This window comes from Streptomyces sp. NPDC006516, from assembly GCF_040611875.1.
GTDB lineage: Bacteria > Actinomycetota > Actinomycetes > Streptomycetales > Streptomycetaceae > Streptomyces.
This window is the reverse complement of the sequence record NZ_JBEXPD010000018.1, coordinates 1-19,651: the sequence shown is the minus strand read 5'-3', so window position 1 is coordinate 19,651 and position 19,651 is coordinate 1. Positions and strand designations below refer to the sequence as shown.

Here is a 19,651-nt window from a genome sequence, read left to right as displayed (position 1 = left end):
CCGTCGCAGGCCGCTGCCGGGCGGACCGGCCCTCCAGGATCGGAGTCACCGTCGTCTCCGGCGGATTGTTCATCGACCACGTCTGTGCCGTGCGATCGCTTTTCGACCACGGCTGTTCGAGGAGTCCCCGCCATGCGTTCACGCTTCCTGTCCGTCCTGGCCGCCGCCGTCGCGGCCGTCGCTCAACCCGCCCACGCCGCCCCGCTCGTCGACGGCGTCTACCGCTTCGCGGCTCTCCAGGACGGCAAGTGCCTGGTGTGGCCCAAGACGCACGCGAGAATCGGCGTGGTGTCCCTGGGCGCCTGCACGGACAACGTGTCGACCTCGGCGAACTGGCAGGTACGGCAACGCCCCAACGGAACGATGGAAGTCTCCACACCGGGCTCGGACCCTCGCACCTGTCTGATGGTGACGTCGCAGCACACCGTGTCGGTGAGCAACTGCGGCGACAAGTACGCCGAGTGGACCGTCTCCTACGGCTCCGCCGGGCCCGGCAGCCTGGTGTGGGCCGACATCGAGCACACGCCCGCCGACCGGTCCGGCTCGTACGGGAAGCTGGTGGACGATCCCGGTGTGACCGCCCGGCTCGTGGTGCGGCAGGCCTCCATCGAGCCCCACTACTGGGAACTGCAGCCGGCCGGTTAGAGCAGCCGACTCCTCGTACTGCGCCGGCAGCCATCCGGATCGCTCGGGTGGCTGCCGGCGCCCCTGCTCGGCCTCGATGCCCGCGGGCCCGCGACCGGAACCGGGGATCGCGCCGCCGGGCCATGGCTCAGGCGTCCCTGCTCGGCGGATGACGGGGGGCTTGCGGCGATGGGTGCGGAGCTCCCAGTTCGCTACGGCGCGGTGAGAGGCCTTGACCTCAAGCGCGGTTGAGGCCGAATGATCGAGCCATGAACGAGATGACTGGCACGACGAATCTCCGGGACCACTTCGAGATCACCACCCTCATCAGCGGCTTCTTCCGCACCATGGACGAGCGGCGGTTCGACGAGGGCTGGTCCGGGGCCTACTTCACTGATGACCTGCGGACGACGACGCCGCTCGGTGTGGCCGAAGGCGCCGACGCGGTACGCCACGTGGAGGAGGCCACCGGCCGGTTCGCCGCCACGCTGCACATCTCCTCCGACGTCCTCGTCCAGGCCGAACCAGGCGCGCGGACGGCCAATGCCTCTTGGAATGCCCACATGACCCACGTCCATCTGGACTCCACGCTGCAAGCAAGGGGCGAGGGTGCCAACCCCCTGTTCACGGTGGGCGGAATCTACGAGGGGAATCTCCTACGCACCGACAGCGGTTGGCGCATCAACCGCATGTCCGTGCGGGCCGTCTGGACCACAGGTGAGCCGCCTGTCCTGCCGGAGGAGACCGCCACCCGTGTCACGGAACTGACCGGCGCCCAGGCATCGAGCTGAGCCCGGCGGCTCCTGGGTGGAGCCAGAGCCGGACAGAGGCGACGCTGAAGAAGCTCAATGCACGGCGCGCCAGGAAAGAGCACTGGTCAGGCCGTGAGGCGGATCACAGCTGGCTGGCAACGGCGCTGACGTAGGTTCACCTGGTGCACATCTCAGCGCGGCAGACGCGCGACCTTGAAGACCAGTCCGCACCGGATGCGGTGCAGCCTTCCGCCACCCCGTCGCAGCGCGGTGGAAGAGTGGTGTGGGCAGGGGCCGGCGCCTTGCTGGCTTCAGCGGTCTGGGGCGGGTCGCTCCTGCTGCCGATAGGCGCCTCCGACGGGCCGGACGTGCGATACCGGATGAGCAACGACCTGTGCGCAGACGCAGAGATGACCGCCCTGGGCGGGCTTTGGGACAGGGGTGATGACTCCACGCACGAGGAGCACCGTCACCGGGCTATGGATGTTGCCCAGTGCAACGACTCCCTCGTGACGAACGACACGGCCCAGCAGCTGACCATACGGTTGCAGTTGCACAAGGTGACCAGTCCGCGCGCGGAGTTCGAGGCCAACGGCGAAGCAAACGAGACCAACACCGGCCCCAAGATAGTCAAGACGCCGGTCGAAGGGATTGGGGAGCGGGCCTATTTCGGGGTCATCGACTATGGCGGCCCCGGCGCAGTTGTAGTCCTTACCGTTCTTGACGGGGGTGCCGAGTTCTCCTTCAACCTGAATGCCTATGCAGAACAGACTCCCCAAAAGCTCAAACCTCTGATGATCAAGGACATGCGCGCGCTGATGGTGAACCTCGCGGTGTAGCGGGGCCAACAGCGGCCGGTCCACCTCCCGACAGATCGCAAGGGGCATGAGGCAGTAAGGGCATACAACAGCACTGGGCGGATCGCTCCGGTCCCTCCCTGCAGCTTTTTAGAAGGAATTAGCTTTTCGAGAAAGAACCCGGACGTATGAGCGCCTACTACGTCGTCGGTACCGTCGGGTTCGTCGTCCTCGCGGGTGGTGTCGCGGCCCTGGTGATGATCGTGCGCAGCGGGCTCCGTGGGCCGTACGCCCCTCGTGAGCCGACGTGCGCGGTATGCGGCCACGCCCGCTCGCACCACTGGAAGGGCAACTGCCGCTACGAGCGGGGGGACACCCGGTGGGGCGACGACAGCTATGGCACCACCTGGAAGGCGATCAGTACCCCTGAGATCTGCGGCTGTACCGCCTTCAGCTCGCGGCGGACCGGGTGACGGGGACACGGCGGGTGAACCTGCCTCGCCGGGTATCGGGGGTATCGGGGGTATCGGGTCGGTGTCGACGGCGACGGGCCGCAGGTCGTGGGGCTCGGGGTGCTCAGCCCTCAGGGTCCAGGAGTCCGCGCTCGTAGGCATGGATGCCGGTGCGGCGTACCTGGTGGGCCTCGCCGTCGATGGGGTGTGCGACGAGCCATGTCGCGGGTGGCCGGGCCCCTTCACCGGTGCGAGCATGGGACTGCGTCCGCCTTCGTGCGGAGCGCCCGGCGAACGCGTCGGAACACGCCTACCGACCCGGGACAGGAGCACGACCGTGGCCGACCAGGCGCAGGCATCCGCGGACAGCGCCGGCGGAGAGTTGCCCGCACCGGCGGACGTGGCCTTCGTACGCAGGATGCGCAAGGATTTCCAGCGCATCCAGATGGAGCACGAGTTCGCCGTCGACGAGGTGCTGACCAAGGTGTCAATCCTGCGGAAGGAGTTTCTGCACCTGCACCGGTACAACCCCATCGAGCACGTCGGTTCCCGCGTCAAATCCCCCACGAGCATCCTGCAGAAGGTCGCGCGCCTCGGTATCGAGCCCACTCCCGAGGCGATCCGGGCGTCCATCCACGACATCGCCGGCGTGCGCATCACGTGCAGTTTCATCGCCGACACCTACCGGGTCCTGGAGGCGCTCACCTTCCAGACAGACGTACGGGTGATCCGGATCAAGGACTACATCACCCACCCCAAGCCCAACGGCTACAAGAGCCTGCACGCGCTCATCGAGATCCCGGTGTTCCTCAGCACCGGCCCGGTGCCTGTGACCGTCGAGGTACAGGTCAGGACCATCGCGATGGACTTCTGGGCCAGCCTTGAGCACAAGATCTACTACAAGTACGACGGTTCCGTGCCCGCCGGTCTCGTCGCCAGCCTGACCGAGGCGGCGCATCTCGCCGAGTTGCTCGATCAGCGCATGGAGGAGTTGCACACCGAGGTGCGCGGCGCCGGCTCGGAGAGCGCCGATGACACCACGCCGGACGCCGAGGAGCAGATGCTCCTGCGGCTGTGGAAGAGCGCTCGGGCGGGCGCAGAGGCGGAGGACGGCGGCGAGAACGCAGGCGGGCCGGCGGACTGACCGCCTCGCGGGCCGGACGGCCGGTCCACCGGGCGCAGGGGAGTGGGAACCGGGAAGCGGCGCAGTCCTCCGCGTCGGCCGGGCGCTGACCAGGTGTCCTCCTCGCCCCGCCGGAAACCGGCGTGCTCCTCAGGGGTGAAGGGTGAGAAGCTGCGGTTCGGCCCGGCAGAGGGGGAACACGATGGGGCTCACCTACGGCTACGACATCTACCTGCCTCCCGAGAACGTCGCCCGGGCGCTGGTTGATCTGGCCGCGCTCGCCCCACCGCGTACGGACGGACCGCCGCTCGCGCTCACACTGCCCGGCGGGGACCGGATCGTCGTTCCCTTCACATCGGACTGGAAGAGCGCACCGCTCGACTGCTCCGCACGCGGCACGCTCGACCTCGAGACGTCCATCATGTTCGGCGTCGATGACGCGGTGCGGGAGTACGCGGAGAGGTACGGCCTCGATGTCGAGCAGGACGGACGCGTAAGGATCGGCTACGTCTACCTGACGATCCGCTTCGAGTCCATGCTGCATCCGCGTTACACCTCATTGGAGTTCTGGGCAGCGACATCGACGATGAGCCGCCTGTTCGCGCGGTCCGCCCGCGTCCGGGAGGTGTTCACCGGTCTCACAGCGGCCAGCGGTGGAGTGTGCTGCCTGTTCGACAGCGGCGACGGCAGCCTCGGGCCGGTGTGCTGGCTCAACGGTGAGACGATCCAGGAACGGGTCTCCGAGTCCGCCTACCCGGATCGCGAAGACCTCGTGGCGAGTTGGCCCGACCCCGACCCCGACCCAGCCGACCGGTGAGCGAGCTGAGCGAGCTGAGCGAATCGGATGTGCCGGGACGCCGACACCTGATGGCCGTGGTCGAGTCGGCCTGGGAGGAACTTGACGGGGCCGCGGCCCGGCGCCGGGACTTCTGCCTCGATGTCATCAGCGATGTACTGGAGACGGGTTGCCTGGCGTCGGACGACGCCGAGCGGGTGGTCGAGCGACTCGTCCTGGTCGCGCTATCCCCCGAGAGCTTGTGCGGTCCGGGAGTCGGCGCTGCACGCCGTCTGCATCGCCTCCACGCACTACCAGCTCCCCTACAGGGTGGTGGAAGCGCTCGCCGTGGGTGCGGACGCGTTCGAGCCCGTGCTCCTGCGCTATGTCCTGTTCATACTGGGCGCCACGTACGACCGTGTGGTGCTGCCGGTCGTCGAGCGGTACCTACGGCACCCCGACCCAGAGGTGCGCAGGGAGGCAGCAGAGGCGGTGGACGAACTGGGCCGGAGCCGCGAGTTCGCCCGGGGAGAGAGCCGAACCGGTCGCCCGTAGGGGCCTCTACGCCTCCCTTCCCCGGCGCCGCAGCCCGTTCGCGTCCGTCACGTCACGTCCGGCCCGGCAGGTGGCGACCCGCCTTCGGACCGGTCATGACCAGCGTTCGAGTTCGGCGTCGACGCGGGGGTCCGTGCGGACCCACACCTCGCCGGTGGCGGCTCCTGGTGGGGCGTCGACTCGCACGAGCCCCATAGTCCGGGTCAAGCGCAGGAGTTCGTCCCGGGTTTCGCCCACGTCCTCACGGGTGTCGCCCTCGAAGAGGACGTAGTGCACATCCCAGCGGTCGTTGTACCCGGAGTCGGCCCAGATCTCGCAGAAGCGGTCCACCGCCTCCTGGTCGAGGGGCGCAGTCGTGGGCCGCTCTCCTTCGAGCGCGGCGGTCGCGGCGAAACTTCGTGCGACGTCCTCAGGTCTCCACCACTCCGCAGCCTCCGCGACGGCGGCCGGGGTGAAGTCCTCCACCGTCAGGAAGCCGTCCAGCAGCCGGCCGATCCCGGTGTCGTCGATGCCCAACCGGTTCTTCTGGAGGCGGGTCACCAGCCCCTCTGCCATCGCGCAGGGGCCCGAGAAGTGGAAGATGCCGGTGGCGGCCACCAGGGTGCCGCCGTCGGGGTGTGGGACATTGAGCGTGGTGTCCGTTTCCGGCACGTCCCTCACCAGGGCGAGGAGGTCCGCCGGTACGCCGTCGTACATCGCTGCGTGCGCGCGGGCGTCGTCGGGTGAGTTGAGCGCGCTGGTGTGGTCGTACGTCACCACCAGGGCGCGGCCGTCTGCGGCCAGCCAGGCGTTGACGGTGTCTCCGTCGCCGTTGCCGAAGCCGAGGTGCGTGACCTCGCCGACCGTCGTCGGCTCGCGTCCGTCGACGCGGGTCAGGACCTCCAGTCGTTGCCGCAGTGCGCGCGGGTGGGTCCGTCGCAGCACGGATCCGTCGAACTCGTTGCGCAGGTGTGCCCGCTGGAGGCCGGCGGCGTCCGGATGCCAGGGGCCGTGGAGGTCCAGGGCGCCGAAACCGCCACGGACGAACGTGGCGATCTGGGTCCGGTAGCCGCCGGCGCCTGTGACGAGGCGGTACTCGGTTCGTGGGTCCTGGGTCCCCTTCACCCGGCAGACGGCCCCGCCGTCGTACATGAGCACCAGTGCTTCCTCGTTCTCCTCGTCCTCGATATGGAGAGACGTAGCGCCCTCGGCGCGGCATCGGTCGAGGAACTCCCCGAACGCGTCGAGGGCGGACCGAGGGTCGTCCGGGAGCCATTGCTGCTCGTTGCCCTTGTCGTCGCTGAAGGTCAGTGGCCTCATCGTCATCCTTGTGTGTCGGACCGAGGGTTCTTGTCCGCACGGTGGGTGTGCGGCGTTCATCGGGCTGCGCCGTGCCCGTCGCGCGGTGCGTCCGAGGACACCACTCGCCAGGAACGCGCGCTCACGACGCCCCGACCACCCGGTGACCCTGGTGCCGAACGGTCCGACACGATCATGCAACATGCCACTGACATGCGACGGTCGCCGCCGGCCGTCGAGCAGGGGCCGATTGCATTCAGCGTGCACAGGGGGCGAGTCCGTGCACAGGGAGACGACCGCTACGCACTGTGCTCACATACGGAATGCGCGGGTGAGGGAGTTTTCGATACGCCGAGGATATGTGCCCGTCCATAGCCTCGAAGCGATCGCGGCCGGCCGACGCAGTGCCGGGCCGGCCCGACGATCGCCAGGGGCCTCGCGTACGTACGGGACGGTTCCGTGTAACTGTCACAGTCCTTCGCGGACTTCATGAGCCGGGAACTTGATCAGTGAGTACATCAGCACGGGAGTTCGCGGACGCGCGGCAGCAGGGCGAAGCCGAGGAGCACACCGAAGCCGAGAAGCATGCCGAGGTCGTGGACCCGGTGGGGGCCGGGCAGGGTCCTGCCGGACGCCGGCGTTCCGGTACCCGTCGTGCGGGTATCCGCAGCGTGATCCGCCTCGCCGCCCGCCCTGGACCCTGGAAGCGCGGCCCGGTGCTCGCGGCGCTGGGGCTGCTGCTGGGCCTGCTCATGCTGCTGCACGCGCAGGTCCCGGATGCCGGGGGTCTCGGCAGTCTGGTGGAGACCTTCCTGCCATGGTTCGGCTTGTGCGTCCCCGTACTCCTGGCCGGGGCGCTGTGGTGCCGCTCCGCCTCCGCGCTGATCGGGCTGCTGCTGCCCGCACTGGTGTGGCTCAGCCTCTTCGGCGGGGTTCTCGGCGACAAATCCCACCCGGGCGGTGACCTCGCCGTGGTCAGCCACAACGTCGGCGCGGGAAACCCCGATCCGGTCGGTGCCGCCCGCGACCTGGCCGCTACCCGGGCGGATCTGCTGGCTTTGGTGGAAATCACCCCGCAGGCCGAGGACACGTACGAGAAGGAGCTGGCGACGGCCTATCCGCACCACGAGGTGCGAGGCACGGTCGGGTTGTGGAGCAAGCTGCCGCTCTCGGGCACCCGGACGGTCGACATCGCGATGCAGGGCATGGCCGGGCCGCTCGCGGCGCACCTGTCGGCCGAGGAGAGGAAACCCACGCCCCGGGCGCTGCGTACCACGGTGACCACGGGCCGCGGACCCCTCGCGGTGTACGTCGCCCACCTGGGTTCCGTACGGCTGATGCCCAGGGGCGGCTACCGGACGGAGCAGCGGGACGCCGGTGCGCAGGCTCTCGCCGAGGCCGTCGCCGCTGAGCGGAACGAGCGGGTGGTGCTGCTGGGCGACCTGAACGGCACGATGGACGACCGCGCGTTCGACGGCCTCACCTCGCAGCTGCGATCCGTGCAGGACGCGGCGGGGGACGGCTTCGGTTTCAGCTGGCCGGCGAAGTTCCCGGTGGCGCGGATCGATCAGATCCTGGTCCGCGGGATGCAGCCGAAGAGCTCCTGGGTGCTGCCGGCGACCGGCAGCGACCACCTGCCGGTGGCCGCCGGCATCAGCTGGTGAGCCGCGTACGTACTCCGCCGGAGGTTCCGCCGGAAGTTCCGCCGACAGGGAGCAGCTGTCTTGTTCGATTGCCGGCCCCGGCCCCGCCGGACAGGAAGTCAGCATGCTGAAGGGCTGGACCTGCCAGGGCAGTGCGCCGTCTTCGTCGGCCACTACGCCGCGGGCCAGGACCTGACGGCGCTGGACCGCAACGGCTGGGACATCGGCGCGATCGACCGGCGCTACAAGAAGTTCGTCGACGCCCAAGAGCCGGAGGCCGACCGTCTCGTGCAGCCCCCTTCATCGACGGCGGACAGGCCCTCACCACGTATCTCGCCCTGATCGACCACCGGCGCAAGCTGCCCTTCCGCGACCCCGGACTGCCGCTGGAAGTGCTCACCGACAACTGGAGCGGTTCCGCCGCCGTTCAGCTCTTCGAACGAATGGTCGCGATACTGGAAGGCCGGGCGCCGGCCTACGCCGCGCCCTACGGGGCCATCCGGCCGCCGGCGGACGGGGCCGGAGCGACGGAGCGCGGGTGAACCGCTCCCGTTCGCGGGCGCTGTGCACGGAGTGGCTAGTCCGACACATGAACCGGAGAGTCGGCGGCGCCCGCACCGATGAGTTGTCGCCCGGCACGATGTCTTCAGTGGTACGGGCAACTCGCCCGGCGAAGAGAGAGTGGTGCGCGCGATGAGGCTGGTACTGCAGGAGTTCCTGTCGCTGGACGGCGTCTGCCAGGGGCCGGGCTCTCCGGACGAGGACACCAGCGACGGTTTCACCCGGGGTGGCTGGTTCGTGCCGTACCTGGACGAGGAGTTCGAACGACTGGCCGGCGTCTGGCTCGCCGCGGCGGACGCGTTCCTCTTCGGCCGCCGGACCTACGTGAACTTCGCGCGGGACTGGCCGGAGATGACCGAGCACCCTTCCGCCCGCATCCTGAACGGGCTGCCGAAGTACGTCGCCTCCCGGAGCCTGGCCGAGGCCGGATGGGATCCGACCACGATCCTGTCCGGCGACGTCCCCGCGCAGGTCGCGGACCTGAAGCTCCGGCCCGGCCGCGAGCTGCAGATCCATGGCAGCGGTCGGCTGGCCCAGTCCCTGCTGGCCGCCGGGCTGATCGACGAACTGCGCCTCGTGATCGCCCCCGTGGTCGTGGGCGAGGGACGCCGCCTGTTCCCGGACGGGGGCGCCCCGGCAGCACTGCGGCTCGTGAGCAACGAGACGACACCGGGCGGACTGACCGTGAACGTCTACGAATCGGCCGGGGCCCCGGAGTACGGGACCTACGGGGCCGACGCGTAGGCGCCCCGGGCCTGGCCGCTCCGGAACCGGGCCCCTCCGCGGGGAGGGGCCCTGACGGATCGCCTTCGAGCCCTGGCACCTCGCCCGGCGGATCGCCTTCGAGCCCGAGCACCTCGCCCGGGGAGCACACTCGATGGCCGGAATCGGGTCCCGGGCGGTCCGCGCCGGTGGAACCAGGGAGCCTCGGTCGACGTGTGATTGACTGATCCGCATGGCCCTGTCCCCTCCACCGCCCGTTCGGTCGTGACCGCCGATCCGACCGCGGCCACTCGGCCCCGCAACCGCAAGCAGCTCATCGTCGAGGCGGCCGGCCGGGTCTTCAGCGAGCGCGGCTACCACGCCGCGTCGATGGAGGAGATCGCCGCCGGCGTGGGCATCACCGCGGCGGCCCTGTACCGGCACTTCCCGAACAAGTACGCCTTGTTCGCCGAGTGTGCCGATGTCATGGCGGACCGGCTCGTCGCCGCGATCGACGAGGTGCCGTCCGGGGCGCCCCTGCCGGATGTGCTCACGGCCGTCACCCGGGTCACCGTCGCGCATCGGGCGTCGGGCGGCGTGTACCGGTGGGAGGCCCGCTTCCTCAACCACGACGACCGCCGGCATCTCACGGCGAAGTTCGGGCACGTCGTCGGACGGGTCGACGAGGCGGTTCAGCGCGAGTACCCGCTGCCCGACGGGCGCCTGAGGGCGTCGGCAGCCCTCGGAGCGATCGGGTCCGTCACCATGCACCACACCTCGATCGCCCAACGCCGGGCCGAGGAACTGCTGTCGGCATCGGCACTGCGCGTGGCAGCGACCGATCCCGCCACGGCCCGCAGTGGTGCACGCCCGGTCAGGCTGCCGGCCCAGCCGGTGCCGCGGACGCGCCGCGCGGAGATCCTCGCGGCCGCCATCCCGCTGTTCGCCAGGGACGGGTTCGCCAGCGTCACGAACGGGCAGATCGCGGAGGCGGTGGGACTGGCGCCGTCCGCGCTCTACCGTCACTACCCCGGCAAGGTGGACATCCTCCAGGCGGCGTGCCTCCAGGCCGCCGGACTGCTGGCCCAGGGGGTGGAGCAGAGCCTGCACGAGGTGGAAGGCCCGCACGACGCCATAGTGGCCCTGGCGTCGACGTACGTGGCTTACAGCTTCGAGTACACGGCCCTCAACAGCGTCGCCGAAGCCGAGCTCGCCGGCCTGCCGGCCGATCTGCGGCGGTCCCTGGTCCTCGCCCAGCGTGAACACATCGCCGTCTGGGAGCAGCAGCTGCGACTTTGCAGACCGGAGCTCGACCCCCGCCAGGCCAGGCTGCTGGTGCACGCCGGGTTCGGTGTCGCGGTCGAGGCCGGGCGCGGCCTGCGATGGCTTGACAGCCCCGGCAACCGCGACGCCGTGACAGCTCTGGTCGTCGGTGCCCTGGGCGTCTGACCCGGGTCCGCGCGACTGGGGGAACGCCCGCGGAGGGGCCCGCGCGAGCCCGTTCCGCGGCGCACCGGCCGAGGAACGGGCTACCGCGGCGGCGGCCCGGTGGCTCAGCCCGGCCTGTTCCCCGTCGGGATGGTGATCGGGGTGGTGGTCGAGGAGGAGCCGTTGTTGAGGAAGGCCATGGCCACGCCCCGCAGGAACTGGTCGAACATGTAGAAGGCGCCGGGAGCGATGGGCGACAGGCCTTCGCGGAACAGGATGAAGGCCGGCCACACGGTGCGGACCAGGGCCGCCGCCGCGTAGTCGCGTCGCAGTCCCAGCCAGTCGCCGACCTGGTCGCTCAGGGCGTAGCGCACGAACTCGTTCAGGAAGCCGCGCGTGACACCGAGGTCGATCTCCGCGGTAAGGCCGAGCAGGACCTCGGCCAGGTCCAGGCCCTCGGGAGTGGGGGCGAGTATCGGCGTGAGCACCTGCGCCGACTGGGCGTCCGCCGCCGCCCAGGTCTGCGGGATGTACTCGGCCGGTACGCCGAGCAGATAGATGGCGACCTGCCAGGAGTGCAGGAACGCCTCCTCGTCGGCCTTCGACATGGGGATCTTCCAGTCGAGCATCTTGCGGTGGACGTACGTGCCCAGACTGTGGAAGGTGACCAGGATGTCGGCGACGCTGATCGGGATGGTCTGGTCGGCGCCCGCCTGCCAGTGCGGCGACTGCGGAAGCAGGTGACGCACCGCGCCGTGGACCAGACGCGTCTTGTTGGCGGTGACGATGAACTGCCCGGTCGGCTTGAAGGCGTCCAGCTGGGACAGGTCGTAGCCGAACGTGAACGTCTTGGCCGCCCGGTCCTTCATGTCGGCGCCGCCGAAGGACCAGTAGACGCTCCGTGCCTCCCGCGGGATCACGGTGCTCATGATCCCGCTGCCGAGGCCGTACAGCATGAACAGGTAGGTGTCCTTGCGCCGGTTGAAGTCGGCGGCGCGGGCCAGCTTGACGGGGTCGGCCCAGGAGGGCAGCTTGTTGTACGTCTGCAGGTGCGCCCTGAGTTCGGCCGGCAGGCCGCTGGGCAGTGCGTCGTTGTTGTTCACCCACCCCTTCATCGCGGTGTTGACCGCGGGAACCTGGCCGTTCTCCAGCAGCGAGACCATCAGAGGATCCGTCGCGCTGTCCCAGACGTACTCCGGGTCGGCGCCCGACCCGGCTCCGGCGACCGAGTCCTTGGATGCCCATGCCCACGCCTTGGAGGGTTCCGCCACGCCGACGAGGCCGAGCGCGACACCGAGGGACAAGGCCCTTCGCCTGCTGAGATTTTCCATTGACTTACCCGCTTCCCTGATGACCAGAAGGCGCTATGCACCGTTTTCTGGCTTGCCAGTTGCGTGAGCACGACGATTCGTACCGTGCTGAGCCATGTGATTTTCAATTAACATAGCGGGGTGTCTCGGCGTCGGCAATGGTGATGACCGACCCCAGGTGGCCGCCCGTTCCCCGTGGCTGCCCACGGCGCTCCCCGACGCGATCCGCGCCACCGTGGACGGGGTGGCGGGTCGGGGCGTTCGAAGGTTGTCCGGTCAATGCCTGTCGCATCGCCGGCGCACGTGCTGTGCGAGCCCTTGGGGCGGCCTGCTTCCGGACCCATTCTGACGAAGGCTCAGGCAAAGCCGGGTGAGCCGGGCGTCCCTGCGGGCGGCGCCTGTCGGCAGTCCATCGATGCGGTGCGCGGGGATGGGTACCCACGCACTTTGAACTCACAGATGACAAAGTATGGACTTCTTCAGCAGAAGCCCCCTAGCGTGGCGGCGCAACCGTAGACGATCGCTATTCGCGGATCAGTACAGCCCGTCCGGAGTGCCCCCGTATCTGGAGGATCGATGCATCCACGGCTGTTCCAACGTGCCCGAAGACAGCTCACCACCCTGCTCGTCGGGGGCTTCCTCGCAGGAGGCATCTGGGCCGGGCCACCGGCCGCCGCCGCGCCCGACGGCCTACCGCCTCAGGAACCGGGCGTCACGCTGCGGGTGTTCGACACCCAGGTACCACTCAGCAATCTGTGTACGCTCAAACCGGGCCAGACGCCCAACCACGACAAGCTGATGCCCACCGTCGACTGGTCCACCGTCGACGACTTCGGGGGCTACGCCGACAACTTCGTCGCGCAGGTCTCCGGTTACCTGGTCGTTCCCGCCGACGGCCCGTACACCTTCCGCCTCACCAGCGACGACGGCTCACGGCTCACGATCGACGACCAGCAGGTCATCGACCACGACGGTCTGCACGGTGCGGAGCCGAAGGACGGCTCCGCCCAACTGACCGCAGGGTCCCACCCGTTCCGCGTCGACTACTTCGAGCGAGGCGGTGACCAGCGGCTGACGCTGGCGTGGAAGCCACCGGGCGCGAGCGACTTCGCAGTCGTCCCGAGCGAGGCACTGAGCACCGACGCCGGGGTCGTCCGGGTCACGGCACCGGGCCGCAAGGAATGCGAATCGGGCGCGGACACCCCTGGTGACGGCCTCCCGCTCACCGACGTACGCCCCGACCTCGACCTCACCGACCTGCGCCCGGAAGGCTTCGAGCCGCAGGTCACCGGGATGGACTGGCTCCCCGACGGACGCCTGGCGCTCTCCACCTGGGGAGGGTCGGAGACCACTACCGGAGAGGTGTACGTCCTCGGCAATGTCACGGGCGAGACCAGCCGTGACAAGGTGACGGTGAAGAAGATCGCCGAGGGCCTGCGCGAGCCGATGGGCATCAAGTACGTCGACGGTTCGCTGTACGTCTCGCAGAAGCACGAGCTGACGCAACTCGTCGACTCCGACAAGGACTCCGTCACCGACGAGTACCGCACGGTCGCCACCTGGCCGTACGGCGGAAACTTCCACGAGTTCGCGTTCGGGCTCCTCTACCGTGACGGCTACTTCTACGTGAACCTGTCCGTCGCCATCGACTACGGCGGCGCGACCACGACGCCGCAGCCCGCGGAAGGCCGCGGCACGACGTACAAGGTCAGCAAGAAGACGGGGAAGATCCAGGCGATCGCCGGCGGCCTGCGGACCCCGAACGGAATCGGCTGGGGCCCCGAGAACTCTCTCTTCACCACCGACAACCAGGGTGGCTGGCTGCCCGCCTCGAAGCTGGTCCAGATCAAGCAGGACCGCTTCTTCAACCACTACACCCAGCCCTCAGGTGCCTTCGACGACCGCACCCCCACCCAGCCGGTGCTCTGGCTGCCGCAGAACGAGATCGCCAACTCGCCCAGCACACCGCTGTACTTGAAGGAGGGCCGGTTCGCCGGGCAGATGCTGTTCGGCGACGTCACCTACGGAGGACTCCAACGGGCCTACCTGGAGAAGGTGAAGGGGCAGTACCAGGGTGCCGTCTTCCGCTACACGCAAGGGCTCGAAGCCGGGGTCAACCGCATCACCATGGGCCCCGACGGCTCGATATACGCGGGCGGTCTCGGCGCGGACGGCAACTGGGGGCAGGAAGGCAAGCTGAAGTTCGGCCTGCAGAAGCTCACGCCGAACGGTGGCAACACCTTCGACATCAAGGAGATGCGGGCCGTCCCCGGCGGCTTCGACCTCGAGTACACCCAGCCGCTCTCCGAGGCCACCGCAGAGGAGCTGGCCTCGCACTACCAGGCGGAGCAGTGGCGCTACACTCCCACCTCCGACTACGGCGGCCCGAAGATCGCCGAGGAAAGTCTCGCCGTGCGCTCGGCGACGCTCTCCGACGACAGCCGCACCGTGCGGCTGCGTCTCGACGGACTCAGGTCCGACAGGGTCGTCCACCTGCGCTCACCACGCCCCTTCGCCTCCGCTTCCGGTGAGACGCTGTGGAGCACGGAAGCCTGGTACACGCTCAACGCCCTGCCCGGCAAGCAGCCGGCGCCTGCCACGCTGTACGAGGCGGAGGAGGCGCGGCTCACCGGCACGGCCGGCATCCACACCGACCACACCGGCTACTCGGGAAGCGGCTTCGTCGACCGCTACAACACGGAGAACAGGACCGGCACGACCTTCGACGTCACCGTTCCCAAGGCCGGCGATTACGACGTGAACCTGCGCTACAGCAACGGCCCGAACCCCTTCCAAGGGACCAAGTCCCTTTCCCTGTACGTGAACGGGAAAAAGCTCAGACAGACGGAACTCGCCTCGACGGGCACCTGGGACGCCTGGTCGACGCAGACCGAGCAGGTGCGGCTGAAGGCAGGGCGCAACACCGTCTCGTACAGCTTCGACACCGGTGACACCGGTCATGTCAACCTCGACCTGATCACCGTGCGCCCTCACGGTGATCCCGTCCCCCTCTTCGACGGGACCACGGGCTCCCAGGAACAGTGGCAGCACACGGACGGGCGGCGCGTCGAATGGCCGCTCGCCGCCGAGCGATCCATGGAGGTGTGCTGCGGCGACATCCGCACCAAGGACGCCTATCAGGACTTCAGACTGCGCATGGAGTTCCGGGTGCCCCTGCTGCCGGACGACGTGACCGGTCAGAACCGTGGCAACAGTGGTGTCTACCTCCAGGACCGCTACGAACTCCAGATCCTCGACTCGTTCGGCGACACCACCCCCGACACGAACGAGGCCGGGGCGATCTACCAGAAGAAGGCGCCGGACATCAACGCTGCCACTGCTCCGGAGACGTGGCAGACGTACGACATCACCTTCCGTGCCGCACGCTTCGACGACAGCGGGCTGAAGACCGCCGACGCGCGCGTCACGGTGGTGTGGAACGGGAAGAAGGTCCATGACGACATCGCCATCGACGGACCGACCGGCGCGGGTGCGCCGGAGGGGCCGTCGGCGGGAGCGATCCGTCTCCAGGACCACGGCAACGCCGTGAGGTTCCGCAACATCCGCATCGAGCCGCTGGGCTGACCGAGGGTCTCCACCGGCGAGCGGGGCGTCCACGAGCAGGGGGCGCCCCGCTTCGGCGCGGGGCCTCAGCCCGATCGGTCTCCCGACGCGCTCCAGGCGGACAGAAGGCCTTCCAGCCAGGCCGGCGGCAGCTCCGCCTGATCCCATTCCGCCCGGAGCGCCGAGGGCGCGGCCGTGAGCCGCTCGAGCACGGCGATGCTCGTGGGGGAGTGGAGGAGGGAGTAGCGGCCGTGCAGGGCGATGTGGCTGCGGGGCCCGAACCGCGCGTACAACTGAGCCATCCGCTCCCTGTGGGTCTCGGTGAACTCCTCCAGCTGCCCCGCGTAACCGACCCGCCCCACGACGCTCATGGTGCCGAGCACCGCGGTGAGGACCTCGTCCGACGCCTCGGGTTCGAGGTCCGAGGCGTCGTTGAACGAGAGGTAGAGCGGCGTCACCGCGACCTTCGCTCGCTCCACATCCACCCTGCCGACGGAGTGATGGGACTCGGCGGCTTCGTCACCCTCCCAGTCGGGCACCGCCGTGCCGATGGCCCGGTCGAGCGCTCGCTCGGCGAGGCGGGCGAGCGCGTCGCCGACGGCCCGGGCACCGTCGTGCCAACCGGCGTCATAGGGATCTCCCCCCTCACCCGGGGCGCGCTCCGCCTTCGCGACCTCGGCGTGCGCGTCCGCGAGCGCACCGGCTTCCACGAGCGCGATCAGCTCATCGGCCTCGTCACGGAACACACCCGCGCGGCCGAGGAGTTCGAGGAGCGTCTCCTTCGCGTTCAGGACGCTGGCGGAGTCCAGCGAGTGCCCGGACTTCTCGGTGGTGTCGATCGTGTCCTCCTCGTCGGCCTCGGTCCGGTCTGCCGGCCGGACGTGGCGCTCCGTCCGCGTCCCTGTCCCGGCCGTGAGGCCTTCCACCGGCAGGGGCCCCTTCCAGCATCTCAAGTCTCCACGAGATGCCCGGTCATCGCCGCGTCCTGGAGCGACCCGGATCACCCCGTGGCCGTACGTACACCTGTGGTGCGGGTGCCGGCAGCCGTGGCGTCGGCCGCTCGCCACGTGCTGTGACGGCGGGCCCGCCGTCGGCCGGGTGAGGTCAGCATGCTCAGCGCTCAGCGGTCAGCGGTCAGCGGTCAGTGGCTCCGGGGCGAAGGGCCCGTCCAGGGCTGCCCACTGCAGCAGCAGGATGGTCTTCCCGTCGACGATCCGTCCGTCGCGGATCATGGCCAGGGCCTCGGTGAAGGGCAGTTCGAGGACCTCGATGTCCTCGCCGTCCTCCTCCAGCCCGCCGCCGGTCCCGGTCCGGTCGGCAGGGGTGTAGGGCGCGGCGAAGAAGTGGAGGCGCTCGGTGACGGACCCGGGGCTCATGTAGGCGTCCAGGACATGGGTGAGCGGCCCCAGGGCGACCCCCAGCTCCTCGGCGCTCTCGCGCCGGATCGCGGCCGGCGGGTCGTCGGCGTCCAGCAGCCCGGCGGCGGCCTCCACGAGCATCCCGTCGGGGTGGTCGTTGACGTACGCCGGGTAGCGGAACTGACGGGTGAGCAGGACGTGACCACGTTCCGTGTCGTAGGGCAGGACGACCGCGCCGTTGCCCCGGTCGTACGTCTCGCGCTCCTGGGTGGTCCATCGGCCGTCGCGCCGACGGTAGTCGAACGTGGTGCGCCGCAGCACATGCCAGCCCTGCGAGGTGAGTTCGACATCGCGGATCACGACGTCGGCGTTGCGGTCCAGATCGCGCCCGGACCGGTCGAGGCCGGTACGTCCGCGGTGGTCGGCGATGTCGACGCCGGGGAGGGCGCTCACGCGTTCGCCTGCACCGTGGCGAAGATCGGCCATGCGGCCGCTTCGAGGCGGGCGAGATTGGCGGCCCTCGCCTGGGGGTCTCCGTCCGTGCCGGAGCGGTGGGGGCCGGCGATGAGGATGAGCATGGGCTTGTCGGTCATGCCGAGGTACGATACATGCAGAAACGTGAAAGAACATGGGAGAGTATGGATGCTGGCTGCTGAACGACGGGATCATCTGCTGGGTCTGCTCGCTCGCGAGGGCAAGATCGTGGCCAAGGACGTCGCCGCCGAGCTGGGAATCTCCGAGGACAGCATCCGCCGCGACCTGCGCGACCTCGCGGGGGAGGGCCTGTGCCAGCGGGTCTACGGCGGCGCGCTGCCCGTCTCGCCGGCGGTGGCGGACTACCGAGCCCGGCAGTCCGTGGCCCCGGACGGCAAGCGGAAGGTCGCCACCGTGGCCGCCGGACTCGTACGACCGGGTGGGGCGCTGATCCTCGACGGCGGCACCACCGCCCTCGCGGTCGTCCATGCCCTTCCGAGGGACCTGGACTGCACCGTGATCACACACAGCCCGACGATCGCCGCCGCACTGCTCGATCATGCGCGGGCGGAGGTCTTCCTGCTCGGTGGCCGCATCTTCAAACACTCGGCGGTCGCCTGCGGCGCTGCGGCGGTCGAGGCGGCGCAGAACGTCTCCGCAGACCTCTGCCTGCTCGGCGTCACCGGGGTGCACCCCGAGGCAGGGCTGACCACCGGTGATGCCGAGGAGGCTGCGATGAAGCGCGCACTGGCCGCGCGTGCCGCGGACAGCTACGTCCTGGCTTCGTCCGAGAAGATCGGCGCCGCTTCCCGGTTCCGCGTCCTGCCCTGGGAGGGGATCAGCGGCCTCGTCACGGACGCGACCGCGCACCATCCGGTCATCGAACAGCTCACGGCGCGCGGCGTCGAGATCCTGGCGGCGGACTGACGGCTACGGGCGTCCGCGCCCGTCCGCTCGCGGTCCCGGCCCGGCGTGCGACGAAAAGCCTTTGTGCGCCGACGGGCAGGTCTCTGTCGTCAGAGGCATGCGCCCGTGATCCTGACCTCTCCATGCCCATGCGGTCCGCAGGCCGGCGAGGGGGCCGCCGCCCCCAGGCCGGAAGAGTGGCGTCGCTCAGGGCAACTCGCGTCTCAGCCAGACGATTTCACCCTTGTCGTCCGTGGAGACGTGATCCCGCTCGAAGCCGAGCTTCTCCAGGACGCGCAACGACGGTGTGTTCCAGGCGCCGACGGTCGACCAGAGCCGCCTACGCCCGGTCGCGGCAGCGGCGTCGAGGACCGCGCCTGCCGCCTCGGTGGCGTAGCCGCGCCCGTGTACGCGCTGGAACAGTTCATAGGCGATTTCCGGCTCTTCCAGGGTGGAGCGGCCGATGATCAGTCCGCAGTACCCGATGAAGTCGCCCTCGGTGCGGCGCTGGATGGGCAGCAGGGCGATGCCCGTCGCCACCGTCTCGGTGAGGAACTCCGCGATGGACGTCCGGATGTGCTCGACCGTCGGCGTCCCGTTGCCGCGTTCGGAGAGCAGGGAGCTGAACTCGGCGGCGTCCGACTCCGCCCACGGCCGAAGTATCAGCCGCTCGGTCTCGAGGTGGAACGGCATGGTCTTGTATGAGGACATGCGTTCACCTTGCCTCATGCCTGAGGCGTGCGGTGCCCCTGCGCCGTGTCCTGACCACACCGGCGGCGGTCTCGCCGTCCGGTCCCGCAGGAGTCGGCCCTTGCCGGGAGGCCCGGAAGTGTGCGTGCGTGCAAGAGATGTACATGTCTCCGGTCCAGACCAAAGCCTTGACAGGCTCGGCGTTCATTCCTTAAATCACGTACTGAAGTAAGTGCTTCCATCCCTTCGTTCTCCCCGTCCGGTCGGCCGGGGGCCTCAGGGGAGTGCTCCTTCTGCTCCACCTCGGACATATGTCATGTGCGCGTCATTTTCCCTCACGCTCCCCGAAGGGAGAAGTAAATGAGTTCCACGCGCTTTCCCAGACGTCTGGTCCTGTCCCTCGTCATGGCGCTCGGCTTCGCCTCGCTGACGACCGGCCTGGCGCAGAACGCGCCCGTCGCGACGGCCGCACCCGTCTCGGACACCGCAACGGCGGCAGCAACTGCCGCTGTGACGTTCGCCGATGAGTTCAACGGGCCTGCGGGCTCCGGCGTCGACGGCAGTAAGTGGCTGACGGAGACCGGTGACAACGTCAGCAACCACGAGCGGCAGTACTACACGGCGGGTACCGACAACGCCGCGCTCGACGGCCAGGGCAA

19 protein-coding genes and 2 pseudogenes are annotated in these 19,651 nt (G+C 69.3%); 15 read left to right on the top strand and 6 right to left on the bottom strand.

Annotated elements, in window-relative coordinates:
• Positions 1–132 precede the first annotated feature (132 nt).
• From ABZY45_RS31935 to ABZY45_RS31905, 7 genes are all read left to right on the top strand, one after another.
• A complete protein-coding gene (locus tag ABZY45_RS31935) occupies positions 133–645 on the top strand; it encodes a hypothetical protein (RefSeq protein ID WP_356745694.1) in 513 nt (170 codons plus the stop codon).
• Positions 646–893: 248 nt separating this feature from the next.
• On the top strand, positions 894–1,415 hold the full coding sequence (locus ABZY45_RS31930; protein ID WP_356745692.1) for a nuclear transport factor 2 family protein: 522 nt from the start codon (positions 894–896) through the stop codon (positions 1,413–1,415).
• A gap of 143 nt (positions 1,416–1,558) precedes the next feature.
• On the top strand, positions 1,559–2,215 hold the full coding sequence (locus tag ABZY45_RS31925; protein ID WP_356745690.1) for a hypothetical protein: 657 nt from the start codon (positions 1,559–1,561) through the stop codon (positions 2,213–2,215).
• Positions 2,216–2,361: 146 nt separating this feature from the next.
• On the top strand, positions 2,362–2,646 hold the full coding sequence (locus ABZY45_RS31920; RefSeq protein ID WP_356745688.1) for a hypothetical protein: 285 nt from the start codon (positions 2,362–2,364) through the stop codon (positions 2,644–2,646).
• A gap of 316 nt (positions 2,647–2,962) precedes the next feature.
• The gene (locus ABZY45_RS31915) at positions 2,963–3,769 is read left to right on the top strand and encodes a GTP pyrophosphokinase family protein (protein WP_356745686.1); all 807 of its coding nucleotides are present in this window, start codon (positions 2,963–2,965) and stop codon (positions 3,767–3,769) included.
• Between the two features lie 181 nt (positions 3,770–3,950).
• A complete protein-coding gene (locus ABZY45_RS31910; protein WP_356745684.1) occupies positions 3,951–4,565 on the top strand; it encodes a hypothetical protein in 615 nt (204 codons plus the stop codon).
• 132 nt (positions 4,566–4,697) lie between these two features.
• Positions 4,698–5,078, top strand: a complete 381-nt coding sequence (locus ABZY45_RS31905; protein ID WP_356745682.1) for a HEAT repeat domain-containing protein — start codon at positions 4,698–4,700, stop codon at positions 5,076–5,078.
• Between the two features lie 93 nt (positions 5,079–5,171).
• Here the strand turns inward: ABZY45_RS31905 and ABZY45_RS31900 are convergent, their stop codons facing one another.
• Complete coding sequence (locus ABZY45_RS31900) at positions 5,172–6,560, bottom strand: DUF6357 family protein (RefSeq protein WP_356745680.1); 1,389 nt, start codon at positions 6,558–6,560, stop codon at positions 5,172–5,174.
• Positions 6,561–7,018: 458 nt separating this feature from the next.
• On the opposite strand from ABZY45_RS31900, the gene ABZY45_RS31895 reads away from it, so the two are divergent.
• From ABZY45_RS31895 to ABZY45_RS31875, 5 genes are all read left to right on the top strand, one after another.
• The gene (locus ABZY45_RS31895; RefSeq protein ID WP_356745830.1) at positions 7,019–8,020 is read left to right on the top strand and encodes an endonuclease/exonuclease/phosphatase family protein; all 1,002 of its coding nucleotides are present in this window, start codon (positions 7,019–7,021) and stop codon (positions 8,018–8,020) included.
• A 60-nt stretch (positions 8,021–8,080) separates the two neighbouring features.
• A complete protein-coding gene (locus ABZY45_RS31890; RefSeq protein ID WP_356745838.1) occupies positions 8,081–8,341 on the top strand; it encodes a hypothetical protein in 261 nt (86 codons plus the stop codon).
• Positions 8,302–8,541: a PaaX family transcriptional regulator C-terminal domain-containing protein gene (locus tag ABZY45_RS31885; protein ID WP_356745829.1), complete on the top strand. Its 240-nt coding sequence runs from the start codon at positions 8,302–8,304 to the stop codon at positions 8,539–8,541. The genes ABZY45_RS31890 and ABZY45_RS31885 overlap by 40 nt, the downstream gene beginning before the upstream one ends.
• Positions 8,542–8,692: 151 nt before the next feature.
• On the top strand, positions 8,693–9,304 hold the full coding sequence (locus ABZY45_RS31880) for a dihydrofolate reductase family protein (RefSeq protein ID WP_356745678.1): 612 nt from the start codon (positions 8,693–8,695) through the stop codon (positions 9,302–9,304).
• A gap of 243 nt (positions 9,305–9,547) precedes the next feature.
• Positions 9,548–10,711, top strand: a complete 1,164-nt coding sequence (locus ABZY45_RS31875) for a TetR/AcrR family transcriptional regulator (RefSeq protein WP_356745676.1) — start codon at positions 9,548–9,550, stop codon at positions 10,709–10,711.
• A 104-nt stretch (positions 10,712–10,815) separates the two neighbouring features.
• Here the strand turns inward: ABZY45_RS31875 and ABZY45_RS31870 are convergent, their stop codons facing one another.
• The gene (locus ABZY45_RS31870) at positions 10,816–12,021 is read right to left on the bottom strand and encodes an oxygenase MpaB family protein (protein ID WP_356745674.1); all 1,206 of its coding nucleotides are present in this window, start codon (positions 12,019–12,021) and stop codon (positions 10,816–10,818) included.
• A gap of 555 nt (positions 12,022–12,576) precedes the next feature.
• On the opposite strand from ABZY45_RS31870, the gene ABZY45_RS31865 reads away from it, so the two are divergent.
• Complete coding sequence (locus tag ABZY45_RS31865; protein WP_356745672.1) at positions 12,577–15,585, top strand: family 16 glycoside hydrolase; 3,009 nt, start codon at positions 12,577–12,579, stop codon at positions 15,583–15,585.
• A 65-nt stretch (positions 15,586–15,650) separates the two neighbouring features.
• Here ABZY45_RS31865 and ABZY45_RS31860 read toward each other — a convergent pair whose 3' ends face one another.
• From ABZY45_RS31860 to ABZY45_RS31850, 3 genes and pseudogenes are all read right to left on the bottom strand, one after another.
• Positions 15,651–16,490, bottom strand: coding sequence for a hypothetical protein (locus ABZY45_RS31860; protein ID WP_356745670.1), 840 nt, complete (start codon positions 16,488–16,490; stop codon positions 15,651–15,653).
• A 201-nt stretch (positions 16,491–16,691) separates the two neighbouring features.
• Positions 16,692–17,375 carry an NUDIX domain-containing protein gene (locus ABZY45_RS31855; protein WP_356745668.1) on the bottom strand — a complete coding sequence of 228 codons (684 nt, stop codon included), beginning with the start codon at positions 17,373–17,375 and terminating at the stop codon, positions 16,692–16,694.
• A gap of 17 nt (positions 17,376–17,392) precedes the next feature.
• Positions 17,393–17,515 (bottom strand): annotated as a pseudogene (locus ABZY45_RS31850) (DUF4406 domain-containing protein); the annotation flags it as partial.
• A gap of 49 nt (positions 17,516–17,564) precedes the next feature.
• Between ABZY45_RS31850 and ABZY45_RS31845 the strand changes: the two are divergent.
• Positions 17,565–18,323: a DeoR/GlpR family DNA-binding transcription regulator gene (locus ABZY45_RS31845; protein WP_356745666.1), complete on the top strand. Its 759-nt coding sequence runs from the start codon at positions 17,565–17,567 to the stop codon at positions 18,321–18,323.
• 186 nt (positions 18,324–18,509) lie between these two features.
• Here the strand turns inward: ABZY45_RS31845 and ABZY45_RS31840 are convergent, their stop codons facing one another.
• A complete protein-coding gene (locus ABZY45_RS31840) occupies positions 18,510–19,013 on the bottom strand; it encodes a GNAT family N-acetyltransferase (protein WP_356745664.1) in 504 nt (167 codons plus the stop codon).
• 339 nt (positions 19,014–19,352) lie between these two features.
• On the opposite strand from ABZY45_RS31840, the pseudogene ABZY45_RS31835 reads away from it, so the two are divergent.
• A pseudogene (locus ABZY45_RS31835) lies at positions 19,353–19,651 on the top strand (1,3-beta-glucanase); the annotation flags it as partial.

Excerpts from the sequence above, each read along its gene's own strand:
- ABZY45_RS31880 (WP_356745678.1), top strand. The coding sequence starts at position 8,693 with ATGAGGCTGGTACTGCAGGAGTTCCTGTCGCTGGACGGCGTCTGCCAG.
- ABZY45_RS31935 (WP_356745694.1), top strand. The coding sequence starts at position 133 with ATGCGTTCACGCTTCCTGTCCGTCCTGGCCGCCGCCGTCGCGGCCGTC.
- ABZY45_RS31840 (WP_356745664.1), bottom strand. The coding sequence starts at position 19,013 with ATGTCCTCATACAAGACCATGCCGTTCCACCTCGAGACCGAGCGGCTG.
- ABZY45_RS31910 (WP_356745684.1), top strand. The coding sequence starts at position 3,951 with ATGGGGCTCACCTACGGCTACGACATCTACCTGCCTCCCGAGAACGTC.
- ABZY45_RS31905 (WP_356745682.1), top strand. The coding sequence starts at position 4,698 with ATGTACTGGAGACGGGTTGCCTGGCGTCGGACGACGCCGAGCGGGTGG.
- ABZY45_RS31920 (WP_356745688.1), top strand. The coding sequence starts at position 2,362 with ATGAGCGCCTACTACGTCGTCGGTACCGTCGGGTTCGTCGTCCTCGCG.
- ABZY45_RS31900 (WP_356745680.1), bottom strand. The coding sequence starts at position 6,560 with ATGTTGCATGATCGTGTCGGACCGTTCGGCACCAGGGTCACCGGGTGG.
- ABZY45_RS31930 (WP_356745692.1), top strand. The coding sequence starts at position 894 with ATGAACGAGATGACTGGCACGACGAATCTCCGGGACCACTTCGAGATC.
- ABZY45_RS31865 (WP_356745672.1), top strand. The coding sequence starts at position 12,577 with ATGCATCCACGGCTGTTCCAACGTGCCCGAAGACAGCTCACCACCCTG.
- ABZY45_RS31870 (WP_356745674.1), bottom strand. The coding sequence starts at position 12,021 with ATGGAAAATCTCAGCAGGCGAAGGGCCTTGTCCCTCGGTGTCGCGCTC.
- ABZY45_RS31845 (WP_356745666.1), top strand. The coding sequence starts at position 17,565 with ATGCTGGCTGCTGAACGACGGGATCATCTGCTGGGTCTGCTCGCTCGC.